We start from the raw sequence: 17,458 nt of genomic DNA on the forward strand, positions 1-17,458 counted from the left end.
TTTGCCAAGAAGAACTTGTTGTACAGCGTTAAGTTTAAAGGTGGTGTCATAGATGGCTTTGGTTCTTCGTCTTTTAATACCATCAATACCGTGTGTTTGGTAGAGTTTGACCCAAAGCTCTACTGTTTTGTGGTCTAAACCAAAATGTTTTGCTGTGCGTTTGTAGCTGTGATTGTTTTGATAATAGGTTATCACAGACAGCTTGAAATCAAGTGTGTATTTTGCCATAGAAAGCACCCCAAGAGTTAGTAGTGGAATGTCTAACTTTTGGGGTGCGGTTCAGCATTGGCAGTGTTTTTATATTTTGGTGTGGTGCATTTGCCTGTGTTTTGCTGGCTGATTGAGCTTTGTCCTATTAAGTGGGTAATTTAAGGCTTGACCAGTATAGTTAAAAATTTCGCCTTGTTAATTTCCACAATGTGATAATTTATCGCTATTTTTCAGCATTATGTATATTTAGGCGAATGTGAAAGTTGGCAGTTGTCTCCATTGGGCTTGGAAGCTGTTTTTGATAAGCTGCAAACTTTCCCAATATTATTGACGGAATGGCTGCTACATATAAATCATCGAACGATGCCAAAGGTATTTTTTTTAATAATAAACTTATAATGCTAATTTATCATTATAAGCTTATTGGTTTGGAGTTAATAATTTTCGCTGGTGGGGTAAATTTGGCCATACAAGATAAGTGTTGGTGTTGTGGGTGATTTGCTTGTTTGTTTGTGCCTTGATTGTCAATCTGGCAATGATTTTACTGATAATGGTGCATTGTACGCTTGGCTATTTGGTAACAAAGGTAGACTCTGGTCTAAGCCAGCCAAGAGAATGCAGAATTTTGGCAATGCCATTTTCGTCATGGCGTGGGCAGATGATGTCAGCAGCCTGTTTGGCGGCAGGATGCCCATTGTCCATGGCGATGGCAGTACCAACGAATTCAAACATTTCTAGGTCGTTTAGATGGTCGCCAAAGGCGGCGGCATCTTGGGCGTCTATCGCAAGCGATGCCAGCAGTTGTTTGATGGCACGAGCTTTGGAGCTGGTCTTGTCCAAGACATCAACAGCACAGTCATGCCAGCGAGTTGTCTTGATGGTTGCAGGCAGGCAGGGTGTGGCATCCAGTTCGCAGTCGCGATAAAAAGCGAGAATTTGATAAATCGGCTGAGCAAAGCAAATATCATCTTGATTAACAAGACGATACTTAATACCAAGCGACCCTAAGGCTGTGCGTAGATTGTCATTGACTGACAAAGCGTATACCTGATCTTTACTCATGCAGGCAGTGGCAATGTTTTTTGTCCGAAAATACGCCAGTATTTGATGAATTTGCTCATCTTCTAGCGGATAGTCAAATAATTTTTTGCCCTGATATTGGGTATATTGTCCATTTAAAGTAATCAGATAGTCAATTTTAACTTCATCAATAAGCTCTTTGATGGCATCGGGGAAAATGCCAAGGCTGCGACCTGTGGCAATTGCCAAGAGAACTCCACGCTGCTTTAGACTCATCAAAGCAGGCTTGACGCTTGCAGGTATGCAATGTTGGTCTTTGATATACAAAGTATCATCAATGTCAAAAAAGATAATTTTTGGCAAGCGTCTGTGTTGTGCCGTCATGCTTGATAAACCTGCTTAATGCGTTTTATGAGCCAATAAAGCACCAAAATACCAATGATAATGGCGGCATAGCGTCCAAAAGATTCAACCACAGGGGCGACTTTTTGGTAATTGGCAGCTAATACAAAACCTGCATAAGCAAGCAATGTACTCCACAAAAATGAACCGATGGCAGTTAGGATTAAAAAAGGCAAAAGTGGCATGCGTGCCATGCCAGCAGGAATGGAAATAAGCGAGCGAATCGCTGGAATCATGCGTCCAAAAAACACCACAGATTTGCCATATTTATCGAACCATCTTTGGCTGTTTTGAATGTCTTGCGGGCTAATCAGTAGATATTTGCCATAGCGATTGACCAGTCGCAATAACCGCACTTCGTCAAATTTGCTGCCCAAATAATACAGGGGCAATGCACCCAGTACGGAGCCGACAGTGCCTGCAATAATAACCATTAATAGGTTGATTTTGCCCAATGAAGCAGCAAACCCCGCTGCGGGCATGATTAATTCTGAAGGAATCGGCGGAAAAACATTTTCCAAAAACATCATCAGGGCGATGCCAACCGAGCCCAAATTGTCAATGATGGATAATATCCATTGGCTTAACCAGTCCATATTGTATCTAGTCTAAAAGTTTGGTGAGTGATTTGCCAGTCAAAGATTGCCGAATTAATTGTCAAAGTGCAAACCATGCTGTGATTATGATAATACAGCCAAATGCTTAAGGCAAGATTAAGTTTGCTGGTGTATAATGCGTCAAACGATGATAATGGGGTGAATTATGGCGAAGGTATTATTGATTGAAGATGATGTGGATATTGCACAAGGGCTGATTGCAGGGCTGGGCATGCAAGGCATGATGGTTGAATGGTTTGCTGATGCCAAATCAGGCGAGGCGGCATTATCAGCAGCGGCGTTTGATGCGGTGCTGCTTGATTTGAGCCTGCCAAAAGGCGATGGTATGCAGGTGCTGGCAAATTGGCGACAGATGGGCATGGATACGCCAGTGCTGATTATTACTGCAAGAGATGCCATTGCCAATCGTGTCGCTGGACTGAATGCAGGGGCTGATGATTATTTGGTCAAGCCATTTGCACTTGATGAGGTGATTGCACGGTTACAGGCATTGATTCGCCGCAGTCAGGGTCGCAGCCAGTCGCTGATTCGCTATGGTGAGCTTGTGTTTGATAGCCAATCACGGCAGGTAAGCTATCAGGACAAGCCTGTGGAATTGACAGGCAAGGAGCTGGCTTTGTTGGAAGAGTTTTTGGCAGCACCAAAGCAAATCCACAGCCGAGCGACATTGGAGGATAAATTATACGGCTGGAGTGCCGAGGTTGATAGCAACACCATCGAGGTACATATCCATCATCTGCGGAAAAAATTTGGTTCGGAGTTTATCCTAACCAAGCGAGGGATTGGATATTATCTGAATCCAAATTGGCAAATCGAAAAATAAATTTTAATAAAAAATAAATAATTACCATACGCATGAAATACCGTTTTTCTTTAAAAAAATTATCCAAAAAGACCAAACTGCCTGCTGGTACAGACGATTTACCAAGCAGTGGCTATGAATACAGTATCCAAAAAAGACTGCTTAGTATGTTACTGATCGGCTTGCCAGCACTTTGGCTTGCGATTGTCGGTGTGGTTGGCTCAAAGCTGTGGTCAGAGATGAGCGAGATGGGCGATACCCAAATTTCACAAGTAGCAAAATACTTGATGATAACTTCTTATGCCACGCCAAATGAACCAAAAAATACCGTCGTATTTAATAAGGATTTATTAGAAAATATTGATGATGATTTGCTTGGTGGCGAAGATGATTATATGGGCTTTGCCATTTGGGATAAACGCGGTCGGTTGTTATTGGCAGATGATAGCGGCGAATCTTTTGTATTTCGTGAAAATTTTCAAGGCTTTATCAATGATTCGCAGGGCAAAAATCCATTGCAAAATCGCTGGAGAATTTTATACATGCCCGATGTTAATAATGACAGAATCATTGCCGTTGGGCAGAACATGGAATCTCGCCAAGAGGTGATTTTGACTGCTTTATTGGCCAAGCTATTGCCTGCTTTGGTGGGGCTGTTGCTGTTTTTGTTGCTTGTGTGGTTTTCGGTGCGGCGGGCTTTTTTGCCTTTGCAAGTGTTGGGCGAGTCGCTACAAAGTCGCAATCCAGCCGATGGTCGCCCTGCAAGCACCAATGTCCCAAAAGAGGTCAGACCGCTGGTGGATTCTTTGAATCGCTGGTTTGTGAAAGTTGCTGATGCCATTGCACGCGAGGAGCGGTTTACCGCCGATGCATCGCATGAGCTAAAAAGCCCATTGACAGCACTCAAACTACAGGCAGATATGATGCAGCAAGCGATATTATCAGCCAATCTTGACGAGGAAAATGAGCGGTTGTTGTACGAGCATAATCTTGGCATCAAAAAGGGCATCGAAAGAAGCAATCATCTGGTCAATCAGCTTCTTACTTTGGCGAAGTTGTCTGTTGGCGAGGGGCAACACAGGCAATTTGATACCTTGATTAACTGGCAAAAAGTCAGCGATACTGTACTGTCCCAAAGTAATTTGTTTGCACGCCAAAAGCGGTGCAGACTCAAGCGAAACCTAAGCCCATCACCGCTGCCGCTATATGGCGATGAGCTTTTGATGGAAGTGTTATGCACCAATTTGATTGATAATGCCATCAGATATTGCCCTGAGGGCAGCACCATCTGGTTGGATATTGGCGATGATTATCTGTCGGTATATGACAATGGCAATGGGGTTGATGAGGCGTATTTGCAGCACCTTGGCGAGCGTTTTTTTCGCCCAGCGGGTCAAAAACAAACAGGCAGTGGTTTGGGTTTGTCAATTGTGCAGCGAATTTGCCAAATGCACAAACTTAAGATTAATTTTAGCAATTTATACGACAACGAAAAACGCATCGGTTTTTGTGTGCGTCTTAGCAAATAACGCCAAAAACTGCCATGATTATTTGATGGGCGAGTATTTGGGCAAAAAAGTGTAATAATATGTAACAAACACTGGATTTTTTTAAAAAATTCTCTGCTTGTTGCTTTAAATTATTAGCAAAATGCGTTAACATATGCTAATTTTTCCCAAAGTTAGAATGGCTACGATTTACACTTGGTATTTTTGGATTATTTTGACAATTCGCGGCAAATCCCATGACTACATTGTTTCAACAACGGCTTATTTTGCAGCCTTGGCAGTCTGTCTTGATGACACTGCTGGTTGTGGTCTTGCTTGGATTTTTGTTGAATTATGCCATCAAAAATAGCGAAAGCAAACCGATAGTTATTGAGTCAAAGCAGCTATCAGCAGCACAACTTCAGGCATTGCAAAAGGTGGTGCAACCGATCGGCTCGGTGCAGTTTTTTGCCAGTGATTTATCACAAATCCATCAGGCGATAAGTCAGCTGTCGTGGGTGCAAGATGTCAGCGTATACCGTGATTGGAATCGTGGCGTGGTGGTCTCGGTGATACCACGAAAGGCGGTGGCAAATTTTGGCAGTGATAGATTGCTTGATGCCAGCGGTGTGGTGTATCAACCTGCCGATGATGCCCAGCTGATGGATGCACGGCTGGTGAATTTGCACGGCAGGGCAGATGAATCAACTCAAATCATGCAAAAACTCAAGCGGGTAAATGCGTGGTTTTTGCCTTTGGGTATTTATGTGCAGGATTTGATTTTGACACCGCGTCAAACTTGGATTATTCGCTTTAATAATGGCATGCGTGTCATGGTAGACCATGAGGATACCGAGCAAAAACTGTACAATCTGGCGATGCAATTGCAAAGCACTTTGGCTGATGACTTACCAAAAATTGATTCGGTAGATTTACGTTATAAGAATGGTTTTGCGATTGCATGGCGACGCTGATTGGCTTGGCTGTGATGATTTGGTTGGCTTTATCAATAAAATAAAGCTGTAAGTTAATATTAAAAATGACACCACCAAAACTTGATAATCAACAGGTGGTGATTGAGGTACTTTAAGGAAATTTTGTGTCCCTTCATGCGGTAATACACATAGGCTCTACGGCTGTTTGTACGGTAATCGGTCATTTTCAGACCAAAGATTCAGGCAAGCACCTAAAAATAGCAGCTGTTGGCTTGGCACACACAGATGCTTTTTTGGGAGGTCGTGTGCATGACCGCACGCATCTGCTGTCAGCGATTCACAAATCAATTGATGAAGCCAGCAATATGTCCAAGCATATGCAGGCACTGAAGCTAAACAGTGCGGTGCTGTGTTTTGGTTCTGCTGCCATGCAATCGCAAAACAAAATGCAAGAAATCACAATTGAAGATGGTAAGATTAAGCAAGAAAATATCAATCAAGCCCTTGAGAAACTGGCACAAAGCAGCACCGATGATTACATGGTTTTTCAGTGCAGTTTTCAGAAGGTATTTGCAGATGGTGAGATAGTGGATAATCCAGTGGATATCCATGCCAAGACAGCCCAGTCGGCAGCTCATGTGATTAGCTTGCCTGACTCACAAGCCAGCCAGATGGCAGAGCTATTTGCCTATCATGATGTGCAGATACAGACCAATGTTTTTGATGGCGTTGCAGGGGCGTATTATGCCCTAAGCAAGGCGGACAGAGATGCAGGTGCGTGTTTTATTGATATTGGTGCTGGCACAACCAAAGTATGTGTCTACAAAGAAGGCGTTTTGATTTATAGCCGCTGCCTGAATATCGGTGGCACGATGGTTGATGCTGATATTGCCACGCAATACAATATCGCCTTGGCTGATGCTGAAAGTTTCAAGCGTCAAGAAGGCACGCTAAACCGCAACAAATACAGTGCTGGAGCGATTGTTAGCTACAAAAAGAACACCAAGCAAGAAAAAACCATGCTAAGACGAGCATTTAATCAAGTCATTGAAATGCGTTATCGTCAAATTTTTGATGAAGTAATGTGTGATATTGATCCACAGTTATTGATGAGTCTTGGTGCAGGCGTGGTATTGGCTGGCGGTGGGGCAAGAATGGACGGTTTGCTTGAGTTTGCTCGCGAGTATATCAGCATTAAGACGCGTTTGATTGACAGCAACCCTAATATATCACCAGATCCTGATTATCTTAGTGATGAAAATATCCAGTTGATTAACAAGCATTTGGCTGACAATACGCTGCATACCGTACTTGGTGCTTTGCTGTACTATGGCGACAATGTGCATTTTGTGGAGCAAGAAGACCAAAAAGACACTTGGTGGAGACGAGCTTGGCGGCCAATTTCTCAGATCTTGAATAGGTGTGCAGCTTGGCTTCGCCAAGTGGGGTAACTTAGGTTTATGCGTGGCGATGAATGGCATGAGCTGTCTTTATTGATAATTATGCGGATAATTTTGCCAAATTTTGCCATAGCAGAACCTTTGATTAAAAAAAATTTAATTATTTGGCGATTTATGCACGGGTTTGCCTTGCCAAAAATACCGATTGTGCGTACAATGGTATTATTTGATAGCTATCTTTGATTTAGCATTTACACATTTTGGAGTAGAGTATGTATATGAAATATGGAATGGCTGACGAGCCACAACCAGAAAGCAATGGCAATGCACGCATCATCGTTTTTGGTGTCGGTGGCGGTGGCGGTAATGCCGTTGAACATATGGTTCGCCAAAACATCTCAGGCATTACCTTTGTTTGTGCCAATACCGACCTACAAGCCCTAAACAAGCTGTCTGCTCCGAACAAGATTCAAATCGGTGCTGACGAAACTCGTGGCTTGGGTGCAGGTGCCAACCCTGAAGTTGGGCGTAATGCTGCCGAGAGCAACGAAGACGAAATTCGTGCAATGCTTGAGGGTTATAACATGGCATTCATCACCGCTGGCATGGGCGGCGGTACAGGCACAGGGGCTGCACCAGTGGTTGCTCGCATTGCCAAAGAGATGGGTATTTTGACCGTTGCGGTGGTTACTACGCCGTTTAGCTTTGAGGGCAAACGCCGTGCCGCTGCTGCCAAAAATGGCATCGAGGCACTGACTCAACATGTTGATTCTATCATTACCATTCCAAATGATAAACTGACACAAGCCTATCGTAATCTAACGATGGTTGATGCCTTCAAAAAGGCTGACGATGTCTTGTTGCATGCTGTGAATGGCTTGACAGAAACCATTGTTAATCCAGGTTTGATTAACATTGACTTTAATGATGTCTGCACGGCAATGACAGCAAAAGGTCATGCCATGATGGGTATTGGTCGCTCAAGTGGTAATAATCGTGCTGCCGAAGCGATGGAGAAGGCAATCCGCTCACCACTGCTTGATGATCTAAATCTACGCAATGCACAGGGCTTGATTATTAATATCATCGGTTCTGGTGTCAGCATGGAAGAGGTGATGTCTATTGTTGCCATCGGCGAGGGCATGATGGACGAAGATGCCAATGTATTCTATGGCTTGGTAGAAGATCCAAACATGGAAGATGATATCCATGTAACTGTGGTGGCAACAGGTCTGACCATGAGCGATCAACCAGCACCGACCAAAGTGCAAGCAGCCGCTGCTACAACAAGCCCTGCCCCAAGCCAAACAGCAACCGCTGATTATCTAAAACAACAGCGTCCAGCTGCACCAAAACCGCTGACGGTTGGTAATTATCTACAACAGCAACAACAGCTAAAAAACAGCTGATTTGCTACGATACAAAAGCTCTGCCAATGGTGGGGCTTTTTATTTGGTTTAAAGTTGCGTACAATGGCGTTTATTATGATTTTATCACCAAATCTTGGATAATTTATGCAAAAAATTGATCTGCACACGCACAGCACTTGTTCTGATGGCACAAACACACCCAGCGAGCTGATGGCATTGGCTGCTAAGGCTGGCATAGATATGCTGGCATTGACAGACCATGATACGGTTGATGGCATTGATGAGGCAAAACAAGCGGCCAAAGCTCTTGGTATTCGCCTGATTCATGGGGTGGAGATCAGCTGTAGCCACACGCTGTTAGGCGGCTATGGTAAATATCAAAAGATTGATAAAATCATTCATGTGGTGGCATTGGATTTTGCTGATGTATCAAAGATGAACGCGACCTTACAAGCTCTGCAGGATGCAAGGCACCGCCGAGGTGAGCAGATGGTGGCACGATTGGCACAGTTGCTGGCAGGCGGTGATGACGGATTTGCCGATATGCTGTGGCAGGCAGTTTTAAAAAAGGTGCAGGGCAATGCTCGAGCGGTTGGGCGAGCTCATATTGCACAGGTGCTGCAAGAAAAGGGTATTGTACCAACAGTGCAGGCAGCGTTTGATAAGTATCTGGCGGATAATAAGCCTGCCTATGTGCCGATTGAGACCATCAGTATGGCACAAGCGGTGGCACTGATTCATGATTGTGGTGGTTTGGCGGTGCTGGCACACCCAACACGCTACAAGCTGTCTGCCACACGGACTCAGCGGTTGATTGCAGATTTTGCAGATTGTGGCGGCGATGCGTGCGAATTGCCAAACCATGAACCAAAAAGCACGCTGGAGATGATTGCTCGGGCAATAAAAAAACACGATTTGTTGGTTTCGGTCGGAAGCGATTTTCATGGCAGCACCATGCCATGGCGACGACTGGGCAGTACGGCAACGCCATTGCCATTACAAACAGGTGTTTGGCAGCGATTTGCTAATATCAATCATGATAATGACTGATGGTATTATTCGTCAAGCAAATCTTCAGGGCGGTATTTCAATGCCTCAAAACAAACATCAAGCTCAAATCCGCGATATTGCAAGAATCGCAGCTGCTTGGCTTTGTCTTTGGCGGTAAGTGGTATGCTCTCGCCGTATTTTTTGCTGCGTGCCTCAACAGCCAGCCTTAGCCAGTTGGGTTTGCTGGGCGTGCCAGTCATCGCATTATCAGCCACTGCATCTATTGTGGCATCGGCAATTAGTCTGTCAAGTTCGCTGGCAGTTGTCTCACTGGGGTGTAGTTGTGCTGTTTTTAGCAGTTGCGTAATGTGCCTTCTGCCACGACCTTTGCGAATGCTCTCTCTGACAATCATTGCAGCACAACGCTTATCTGATTGATAGCCCTTGTCGGCAAACTCTATCAACAACGCCTCAACCGCCTCTGGATCGCAACCTTTGGCGAGCAGTTTTTGGCGTAGCTGATGTTGTGATAATTCTCGGCGAGATAGGTAATAAAACGCTAGCCAACGCAGATAATTATTGGCACGATCAGTTTGTGCCAGTGGTTCTTTGGCAACGCTTTCTAAGATGGTCGCCAGCTTTTCTGAAGTTGGTGGGGTTGCTGCCGTCTGCTGGTGAGCGGTGGCTGGTTTTTTATTGGTAGTGTCCGCTGATTTGTTGGCGGTTTGCTTGGTGTGGCTTGTTGCTTGGCGGTTTTGTTGGTGGTGTTTTTTGGGTTTGGGGTTATTGGGAAAATTGTGGGCAGTGCTTGGGCTTTTTGTTAATTTGGCAAAATTATGCTCATCAAGCACAGCAGACTGGGCATGGTCGGCAGAAACAGGCGTCTCGCCCATTTCTACCAAGATTTCCGACAGGGTCTTTATGGTCATAAGTGTAGACTGTAGGCGAGATTAAAATGTCTCGTTTTCCATATCTTCAACAAGTTCAGGCTCTGCTTCTGATTCTGTTGCAGACTGAGCTGTGCCACCATTGCCACCAGCAAGTTTAATTTCACGAATTTTTGCCTCAATTTCTTTGGCAATTTCGGGGTTTTCTTGCAAATATTTGATGGCGTTTGGCTTGCCTTGACCGATTTTTGTATTGCCATAACTGTACCATGAGCCAGATTTGCCGACTGTCTCAACATCTACGCCCAAGTCAATCAACTCGCCCAGATGGTTAATGCCTTCGCCATACATAATTTGGAATTCGGTTTGGCGAAATGGCGGTGCCATTTTATTTTTGATGACTTTGACGCGAGTGTCTGAGCCGATGATGTTTTCATTGACTTTAATGTTGCCAGTGCGGCGAATATCCAGACGAACAGAGGCATAAAATTTCAGTGCATTACCACCTGTGGTGGTTTCGGGCGAACCAAACATAACGCCAATTTTCATGCGAATCTGGTTGATGAATACAACCATGCAGTTGGAGCGTTTGGCATTACCTGTGATTTTGCGTAGGGCTTGGCTCATCAGGCGTGCTTGCAAGCCCATGTGCGAATCGCCCATTTCGCCCTCAATTTCGGCTTTGGGAGTTAGGGCGGCAACCGAGTCCACAACAATCATATCAACCGCACCAGAGCGTACCAGCATATCAACAATTTCCAGTGCCTGCTCGCCATTATCAGGCTGAGAAACCAACAAGGAATCAATATCCACACCGAGCTTTTTGGCATAAATTGGATCAAGGGCGTGTTCAGCGTCAATAAATGCACAAGTGCCACCTTGCTGCTGGCAAGCTGCGACAGTTTGTAGCATTAAAGTGGTTTTGCCCGAGCTTTCAGGACCAAAAATTTCGACAATTCTACCTTTTGGCAGACCGCCAATACCTAGGGCGATGTCAAGACCCAATGAGCCTGTGGAGATAACATCAACATCAAGTTTGGCAGATTCGTCGCCCAAGTGCATGATGGTGTTTTTGCCAAAACTCTTTTCAATTTGGGCGAGAGCGGCCTTGAGGGCTTTTTCTTTATTTTCGTCCACGAAGTATTCCTTTTGTAGAATGCAAATTGGTGCAAGCGGCTGTGCTGCGATGGATTGGGATATTATAGCACAAATTGGCACAATCATGGCAGTGCGTGATAGAAAATTTGTCGGCAAAAATTTTGTTTTTGGATTATTGCAAGGGCGGTACTGGGGCTGTTATTAACTGCAAAATATTTGCTAAACTTTGCCAAAAATAAAATTATCCACAATTTTATCCACAAAATCTGTGGAAATTTGTGGAACGCAAAACAGCTGATTTGGGTTTATTGGCATGATAATAATTGTCAGATTATCAGCAGTTTTCTACAGGGGATTAATTTTATAGATTATTGATTTTATTAATAAAAAATAAATTTTACCAATTTGATTAAATTTTATGCAATTGACAACAAAGCATGATGGGGTGGTGATTTTCGACGATGGTTTGATAATTTTTTCAAAAGTTATCCACAGTTTTTGGGGAAAATATCAGCAAAGCCAATACTGGCAAGCTCTGGCGACTGTGTGATGATTTTTGGCGGTATTTTTTGCTTGACAAGGATAGGGCTGATGGCAAATTTTTGCCAAAAAAATACCTTGATGTTTCACGGATAATCACAGGTGTATAAATGCAAGTATGTAGCTTTTGTGCCAGTGCTGATGATTTGTGGTAAAATGATTGGGCTGATGAATGTTGTCAAAATTTGACAAGGTTGGTTTGGCAAACAACAAGATTGGGTGCGAAGATGAGAGTAGAGCAAGGATTGACGCTACTTGAGATGATGGCGGTGCTTGCGATTGTTGCAGTGGTGGCACTTGCAGCGATACCTGCCTATGATAGGCTGATGGCACGCATGGAGTCGCAGCGTGTTGCCTCCGAGGTCAATGAAGCAATCCGTCGTGCCAAAATAGAAGCAGCACGCAACCAAAAAGACACGATTGTCTGCTTGCTTGATGGTAGCGGAAGGTGTCATCGGCTGGGAGATGGTGGGCTGATGGTGTTTGTGGATAATAATGGCAACAATCGGCTTGATGCCACTGATACGGTGGCAATGCGGCAAATGTGGTCGCTAAAATACGGTACGCTGTCAATGAGCGTGTCTTTATCACGAGATTATATTAAATTTATGGGTGATAACGCCAAGCCCCGTGGGCATATTGGCAGTATTCGTTATTGCTCAACAATGGATACGGCACTAAGTCATCAGCTGGTACTAAATATGTACGGGCTGGTTACTTTAAAGCGAGCGGATATTGAAAAAATCGCTTGCTAAAATACACAGTAAAATAAAGGTGGTTTATGGCGGTGGATTTTTCTAATACGCTGATTGTGGCAATTTCGGCGACGGCATTGTTTGATTTGTCGGCAAATGAGGCCAAATTGGCTGAATTGCTTGCCAAAAACAAAAGCACGGCCGCACGCAAATTTCAGGATTATCAGCAGCAACAAGAAAATATTTTATTGCAAAAAGGCTCTGGCTATCCGCTGATTGAGGCGTTGTTAAATATCAATACCTATCAGCCACCCACTGAGTATCATGTGGAATCACCGTATGTTGAGGTGGTGATTGTCTCAAAATCCTCGCCTGATATTGGCATTCAGGTGTTAAACTCAATCCGTGCCTATGGGCTGGGCATTACTCGTTCGGCATTTATTTCGGGGGATTCGGTGGCAAATTATATTAAGGATTTTAATGTTGATTTGTTTTTAACCACCAATCATGATGATGCACAAGCGGTGGTTGATGCCAAGATTTGTGCTTGTGCGGTACTTGACGCTACACCTGTTAATACCGAAGAGCTGGACAATCAGCAGTTGCGTATTGCTTTTGATGGCGATGCGGTGCTGTTTGATGATTCAGGGGAGCTGGTGTTTAAGCAAGAGGGTTTGTACGCATTTCACGCTCGTGAGCATGAAATGGCTGATTTGCCAATTGACAAAGGTCCGTATGCTGATTTTTTAATCAAATTATCACAACTGCAAGCCAAGCTACTGGCACAGATGCCCAACTCATCACACAGTCCGATTCGCATTGCATTGGTAACGGCACGCAACGCTCCTGCTGATATGCGAGCAATCAAAACATTGCGTGCATGGGGCGTTACGGTTGATGCGGCGTTTTTCTTGGGTGGGCTGGATAAGACGGGCGTATTGCGAAGTTTTGCACCGCATATTTTCTTTGATGATTCCATTAAGCATATTGACGCAGCTCGCTCGGTGGTGCCGTCAGCACTGGTGCCATACCATTCTACTTCCAAGCTGAATGCTTTTGTAAAAAATGACTTGCAGAAACAATCATTCACCCCCATCAAGCCCAAAAAGAACAAACGGCAGACAACGAACAATGGCAAGTAACCCAAATAAAACAAAAACTTGCTGGATAAAATTGGCGGTTGTCATCGCATTGAGCTTGTTACCAAGAGCAAGCAGCCCAAGACAAAGCAGACAAACCAGCCGTGATAAAAAAGCAAGACAAGATTGATCCGATGGCACAAAATATCACGCAATCGCTTAGATTGATAGACACGCATACGCATTTTGATGTGCCAGAGTACGATGAGGCTCGGGTGCAGTGTGCACGGCGAGCCAGTGAGCAGGGGGTATTGCATCTGGTGTTGATTGGCTATTTGGCACGGTATTTTGGGCGAATGGTGCAGACCCATGAGTTTGTCAATGCACTTGAAGCTGCACCAAAATCCCATTTGGCATTTGGACTGCACCCGTTATATATCCATGAGCATCATGAGAATGATTTGCTGATTTTGTCAGATTTTCTAAATAATCATCACAGTATTGCGATTGCCGAGATAGGGCTGGATACTTATCATAAATCATTACAGTCTGCTGATATTTATGCCAAACAGCAGCGGTTTTTTGTTGAACAAATTAAACTTGCCAAGCAATACCATAAGCCGATTTTGTTGCATATACGCAAAAGCCATGCCGATGTGCTAAAAATCCTTGCCGAACAAAATTACCGTGCCGATAACCAAGGTGGTATCGCTCACAGTTTTAGCGGCGGAGAGCAAGAGGCATTGGCATTTGTCAAGCGTGGGTTTAAGCTTGGTATTACAGGGCAAATCACCAATCCAAATGCCAAAAAATTACGCCGTGCCGCGATGGCAGTTTTTGCCAAATATGGTGCCGATGCGTTTGTGATAGAGACCGATTGTCCTGATATGATGCCGCTGCCTTGTCAGCATTTGGGTTCGTTTAATGAGCCTGCCAATTTGCCCCATGTGCTTGATACATTGGCTTTATTATTTAGTATGGATAAACAATCATTGGCGGAGAAGCTTTGGCAAAATAGCTGTCAGGCATTGCAAACCAAGTGGTGATAAGTATTAAGTGCTGTACCACAAAGCAACAAGAGAGACTATGACACAGTTTGATTATGAACGCCGCTTTATGGGCGTGCAGGCACTGTACGGTGCGGATAACCGAGAGAAGTTTGCCAATGCCATCGTGTATATCGTGGGGGTTGGCGGTGTTGGTTCGTGGGCAGCGGAGGCGTTGGCACGCACGGCGGTTGGGCATCTGGTGCTGATTGATTTGGATATTTTGGTTGAGAGCAATATCAACAGACAGTTGCCAGCGTTGAGCGAGACGCTTGGCGAGAGTAAGATTGAAGCGATGGCAAAACGCCTTTATGGCATTAATCCGCAGATTCAGCTGGAGTGCGTTGATGAGTTCTTGACCGCTGACAATGTTCATCAGCTTCTGCCCACTCGTGAAAAAGTAGAGCAGTTGCAAGCAATGGGCAAGACTGTGGTGGTGCTTGATTGTGTTGATGACATGGCGGCAAAAGTAGCCATTGCTTTGCATTGTCGCTTCCAAAAAATCAACTGTATCATCGCAGGTGGTGCAGGGGCAAAAACTGATCCGACACGCTTACAGGTTGCTGATTTGAAGTACGCGACACAAGACCCCTTGCTGGCAAGATTGCGTGCCAAATTGCGTGAAAAGGGCATTGCCAAAGGCGGCAAACAAAAATTTGGGCTAAAATGCGTGTATTCTGATGAGCAACCAAAAATCACCAAAGCTTGCCACGCAGGGCTAAATTGTGGTGGTTATGGTTCTGCTGTTGTGATGACAGCCACGGCAGGCATGGTGATGGCGGCCTCCGCCTTGCAGTTGATAGAGACTCGCTGATTATGAATTTATAAAAAATGGCAAAGCGTTAGCCTTGCCATTATGAGGGTTTGTGCAGATTATTCAGCACGCAATAAATCGTTTAGGCTGACTTTGCCACGCGTCTGTGCATCGACTTTTTTGACGATGATGGCGGCATATAGGCTGTGTGAGCCATCTTTGCTTGGTAGACTGCCTGATACCACAACAGAGCCTGCTGGCACGCGACCATAATGAATTTCACCTGTTTCGCGATCGTAGATGCGTGTTGATTGACCGATATATACGCCCATTGAAATGACAGAGCCTTCTTCGACAATAACCCCTTCAACAATCTCAGAGCGAGCACCGATAAAGCAGTTATCTTCAATGATGGTAGGGTTGGCTTGTAGTGGCTCAAGCACGCCACCAATACCCACGCCACCTGATAGGTGAACATTTTTACCAATTTGAGCACATGAACCAACCGTTGCCCAAGTATCAACCATTGTGCCTTCATCAACATAGGCACCGATATTGACATAAGAGGGCATTAGCACGACATTTTTTGCCTGAAAACTGCCACGGCGAGCAACCGCAGGTGGAACGACACGCACACCAGCAGCGGCGAATTGTTCAGCAGTCCAGTTGGCGTGCTTGGTGGCAACTTTATCATAAAAACGCAAATCGCCTGATTCAATCGGTGCGTTATCATTTAATTTAAACGATAGCAGCACGGCTTTTTTTAGCCATTGATGCACAATCCACTCACCGTTGATTTTTTCGGCGACACGCAATGAGCCGTTGTCCAAGCCTTCGATGGCTGCCTCAACCGCTTGGCGAATCTCGCTAGATGCAGTTTCGGCGGTAAAATTGGCACGGTCTTCAAAGGCTTGTTCGATGATGGTTGCTAAATCTGACATGGATAACTCCTAAAAATGCTTATGATGCTTGATTATAGCACATTTGCCAAACAAAGCATAATTTTCACTTGTTGTTGTGTAAGCAATCATGGCCAATGATATTATGCGGATTTGTTTATTATCCAATGTAGAATATCTTGATAAACTCGCTGATTTTGCTTTTCGTGCAGTGGTTCGTGCCGCATATTTGGGTACAGTTGTACACGGACATTTTTGCCTGCCTTGATGAGCTTGTCGTGCAGTTTGTGAATATCCTGCCCCATGTTACCAACCGCATCATCTTTGCCGCTTATCAGCAAGATGGGGTAGTTGCTTGGCATATTGGCATACCAGTCAGGGTTACAAGCACGCTGCATCAAGCCAAATAGCGTCCAAAAGCCATTATTACTAAAGCAAAAACCGCACAACTTATCTTGCTCAAAGCGACTGATGGCATCGGGATTTTCGGCAAGCCATGCAAAAGGTGATGTGCTGATGGGGCTTTGGAGCTGGTTTAAGAGGTATTGATTGACAAGCCAGCCGATTTTTTCGTTACTTTGCTTGGCGGCAATTTTGTTAAGCAGCCCAAGACTAAGCAGGCTGGTGTGTGCAATCGCCCCAAAGCTGTCCGCCGTCCCCATTAAAATCACCCCACAAAAACGCATACTGTGATGCGTCAGCACGGTGCGTACAATAAACGATCCCATAGAATGCCCCAGTAAAAAATGCGGCACATTGGGGGCGATTTCTTTTAATTTATCCGCCATGATAACCACATCTTTGCACAGGGTTTGTACAGGGTGCTTGTCATCAAAAAATCCCAGCTCGTATTTGTCCTTGACCGTCTGCCCATGCCCCAGCTGATCATAGGTTGCCACCAAGATACCGTGATTGGCGAGAAATTGGGCAAAATCGGCATAACGACCACTATGCTCGCTCATGCCATGCACAATGAGCAGACTTGCTTTGATTTCGCCTTTGGGAACAAAAAAAGTGTGATGCAGGCGATGGATTTGGTTTGATGATAGGATAATTTGGGTCATGGTTGTTGTTTATGGTTCGCTCAGTGCTTGGGTTGCTTAATTTTGCCATTGGTAATAAATTGATGATCAAAATCTCGGCATGGCAACATCGCTTGCAAGAAAATTTTGCAGGGTCTTTTGGTTGTCTTGTGATAAAGATAACATCGTGTATTTTGTTGAGTTG

At 44.6% G+C, this 17,458-nt stretch carries 17 protein-coding genes; 10 read left to right on the forward strand and 7 right to left on the reverse strand.

Annotated features, from left to right (window positions below):
• The 3 genes from BW928_RS09905 to BW928_RS09915 form a co-directional block, all read right to left on the reverse strand.
• The coding region (locus BW928_RS09905) for a helix-turn-helix domain-containing protein (RefSeq protein WP_144295810.1) at positions 1-228 on the reverse strand (228 nt) is incomplete at its 3' end.
• Positions 229-780: 552 nt separating this feature from the next.
• Positions 781-1,614, reverse strand: a complete 834-nt coding sequence (locus BW928_RS09910) for a Cof-type HAD-IIB family hydrolase (protein WP_076556067.1) — start codon at positions 1,612-1,614, stop codon at positions 781-783.
• Complete coding sequence (locus BW928_RS09915; protein WP_076556068.1) at positions 1,611-2,228, reverse strand: DedA family protein; 618 nt, start codon at positions 2,226-2,228, stop codon at positions 1,611-1,613. The genes BW928_RS09910 and BW928_RS09915 overlap by 4 nt, the downstream gene beginning before the upstream one ends.
• A 166-nt stretch (positions 2,229-2,394) precedes the next feature.
• On the opposite strand from BW928_RS09915, the gene BW928_RS09920 reads away from it, so the two are divergent.
• From BW928_RS09920 to BW928_RS09950, 6 genes are all read left to right on the forward strand, one after another.
• Positions 2,395-3,072 (forward strand): response regulator, encoded by a 678-nt coding sequence (locus BW928_RS09920; protein WP_076556069.1) that lies wholly within the window; start codon positions 2,395-2,397, stop codon positions 3,070-3,072.
• A 32-nt stretch (positions 3,073-3,104) separates the two neighbouring features.
• Positions 3,105-4,580 (forward strand): ATP-binding protein, encoded by a 1,476-nt coding sequence (locus BW928_RS09925; protein WP_078310266.1) that lies wholly within the window; start codon positions 3,105-3,107, stop codon positions 4,578-4,580.
• Positions 4,581-4,795: 215 nt separating this feature from the next.
• Entirely contained in the window at positions 4,796-5,512 is a 717-nt protein-coding gene (locus BW928_RS09930; protein ID WP_200800847.1) for a cell division protein FtsQ/DivIB, read from the forward strand.
• Between the two features lie 125 nt (positions 5,513-5,637).
• Positions 5,638-6,924 carry a cell division protein FtsA gene (ftsA, locus tag BW928_RS09935; RefSeq protein ID WP_076556070.1) on the forward strand — a complete coding sequence of 429 codons (1,287 nt, stop codon included), beginning with the start codon at positions 5,638-5,640 and terminating at the stop codon, positions 6,922-6,924.
• Between the two features lie 239 nt (positions 6,925-7,163).
• Positions 7,164-8,282 carry a cell division protein FtsZ gene (gene ftsZ / locus BW928_RS09945; protein WP_076556097.1) on the forward strand — a complete coding sequence of 373 codons (1,119 nt, stop codon included), beginning with the start codon at positions 7,164-7,166 and terminating at the stop codon, positions 8,280-8,282.
• A 105-nt stretch (positions 8,283-8,387) separates the two neighbouring features.
• Positions 8,388-9,293 carry a PHP domain-containing protein gene (locus BW928_RS09950; RefSeq protein ID WP_076556072.1) on the forward strand — a complete coding sequence of 302 codons (906 nt, stop codon included), beginning with the start codon at positions 8,388-8,390 and terminating at the stop codon, positions 9,291-9,293.
• Positions 9,294-9,298: 5 nt separating this feature from the next.
• Here BW928_RS09950 and BW928_RS09955 read toward each other — a convergent pair whose 3' ends face one another.
• Entirely contained in the window at positions 9,299-10,162 is an 864-nt protein-coding gene (locus BW928_RS09955; RefSeq protein WP_227516593.1) for a regulatory protein RecX, read from the reverse strand.
• Positions 10,163-10,183: 21 nt separating this feature from the next.
• Positions 10,184-11,257, reverse strand: a complete 1,074-nt coding sequence (gene recA / locus BW928_RS09960; protein ID WP_076556074.1) for a recombinase RecA — start codon at positions 11,255-11,257, stop codon at positions 10,184-10,186.
• A gap of 728 nt (positions 11,258-11,985) precedes the next feature.
• Between recA and BW928_RS09965 the strand changes: the two genes are divergently transcribed.
• The 4 genes from BW928_RS09965 to BW928_RS09980 all read left to right on the forward strand — a co-directional run bounded on the left by BW928_RS09965 (position 11,986) and on the right by BW928_RS09980 (position 15,392).
• Positions 11,986-12,513, forward strand: a complete 528-nt coding sequence (locus tag BW928_RS09965; RefSeq protein ID WP_076556075.1) for a GspH/FimT family protein — start codon at positions 11,986-11,988, stop codon at positions 12,511-12,513.
• 26 nt (positions 12,514-12,539) lie between these two features.
• Complete coding sequence (locus tag BW928_RS09970; RefSeq protein WP_076556076.1) at positions 12,540-13,595, forward strand: 5'-nucleotidase; 1,056 nt, start codon at positions 12,540-12,542, stop codon at positions 13,593-13,595.
• Positions 13,596-13,726: 131 nt separating this feature from the next.
• Positions 13,727-14,578 carry a TatD family hydrolase gene (locus BW928_RS09975; RefSeq protein ID WP_076556077.1) on the forward strand — a complete coding sequence of 284 codons (852 nt, stop codon included), beginning with the start codon at positions 13,727-13,729 and terminating at the stop codon, positions 14,576-14,578.
• Positions 14,579-14,618: 40 nt separating this feature from the next.
• The gene (locus tag BW928_RS09980) at positions 14,619-15,392 is read left to right on the forward strand and encodes a tRNA threonylcarbamoyladenosine dehydratase (protein WP_076556078.1); all 774 of its coding nucleotides are present in this window, start codon (positions 14,619-14,621) and stop codon (positions 15,390-15,392) included.
• A gap of 59 nt (positions 15,393-15,451) precedes the next feature.
• Here BW928_RS09980 and dapD read toward each other — a convergent pair whose 3' ends face one another.
• Positions 15,452-16,273, reverse strand: a complete 822-nt coding sequence (gene dapD, locus BW928_RS09985; RefSeq protein WP_076556079.1) for a 2,3,4,5-tetrahydropyridine-2,6-dicarboxylate N-succinyltransferase — start codon at positions 16,271-16,273, stop codon at positions 15,452-15,454.
• Between the two features lie 101 nt (positions 16,274-16,374).
• Positions 16,375-17,295: an alpha/beta fold hydrolase gene (locus BW928_RS09990; protein ID WP_076556080.1), complete on the reverse strand. Its 921-nt coding sequence runs from the start codon at positions 17,293-17,295 to the stop codon at positions 16,375-16,377.
• Positions 17,296-17,458 lie beyond the last annotated feature (163 nt).

This window comes from Moraxella cuniculi DSM 21768 (genome assembly GCF_900156515.1).
In the GTDB taxonomy this organism is placed as follows: Bacteria; Pseudomonadota; Gammaproteobacteria; order Pseudomonadales; family Moraxellaceae; genus Moraxella; species Moraxella cuniculi.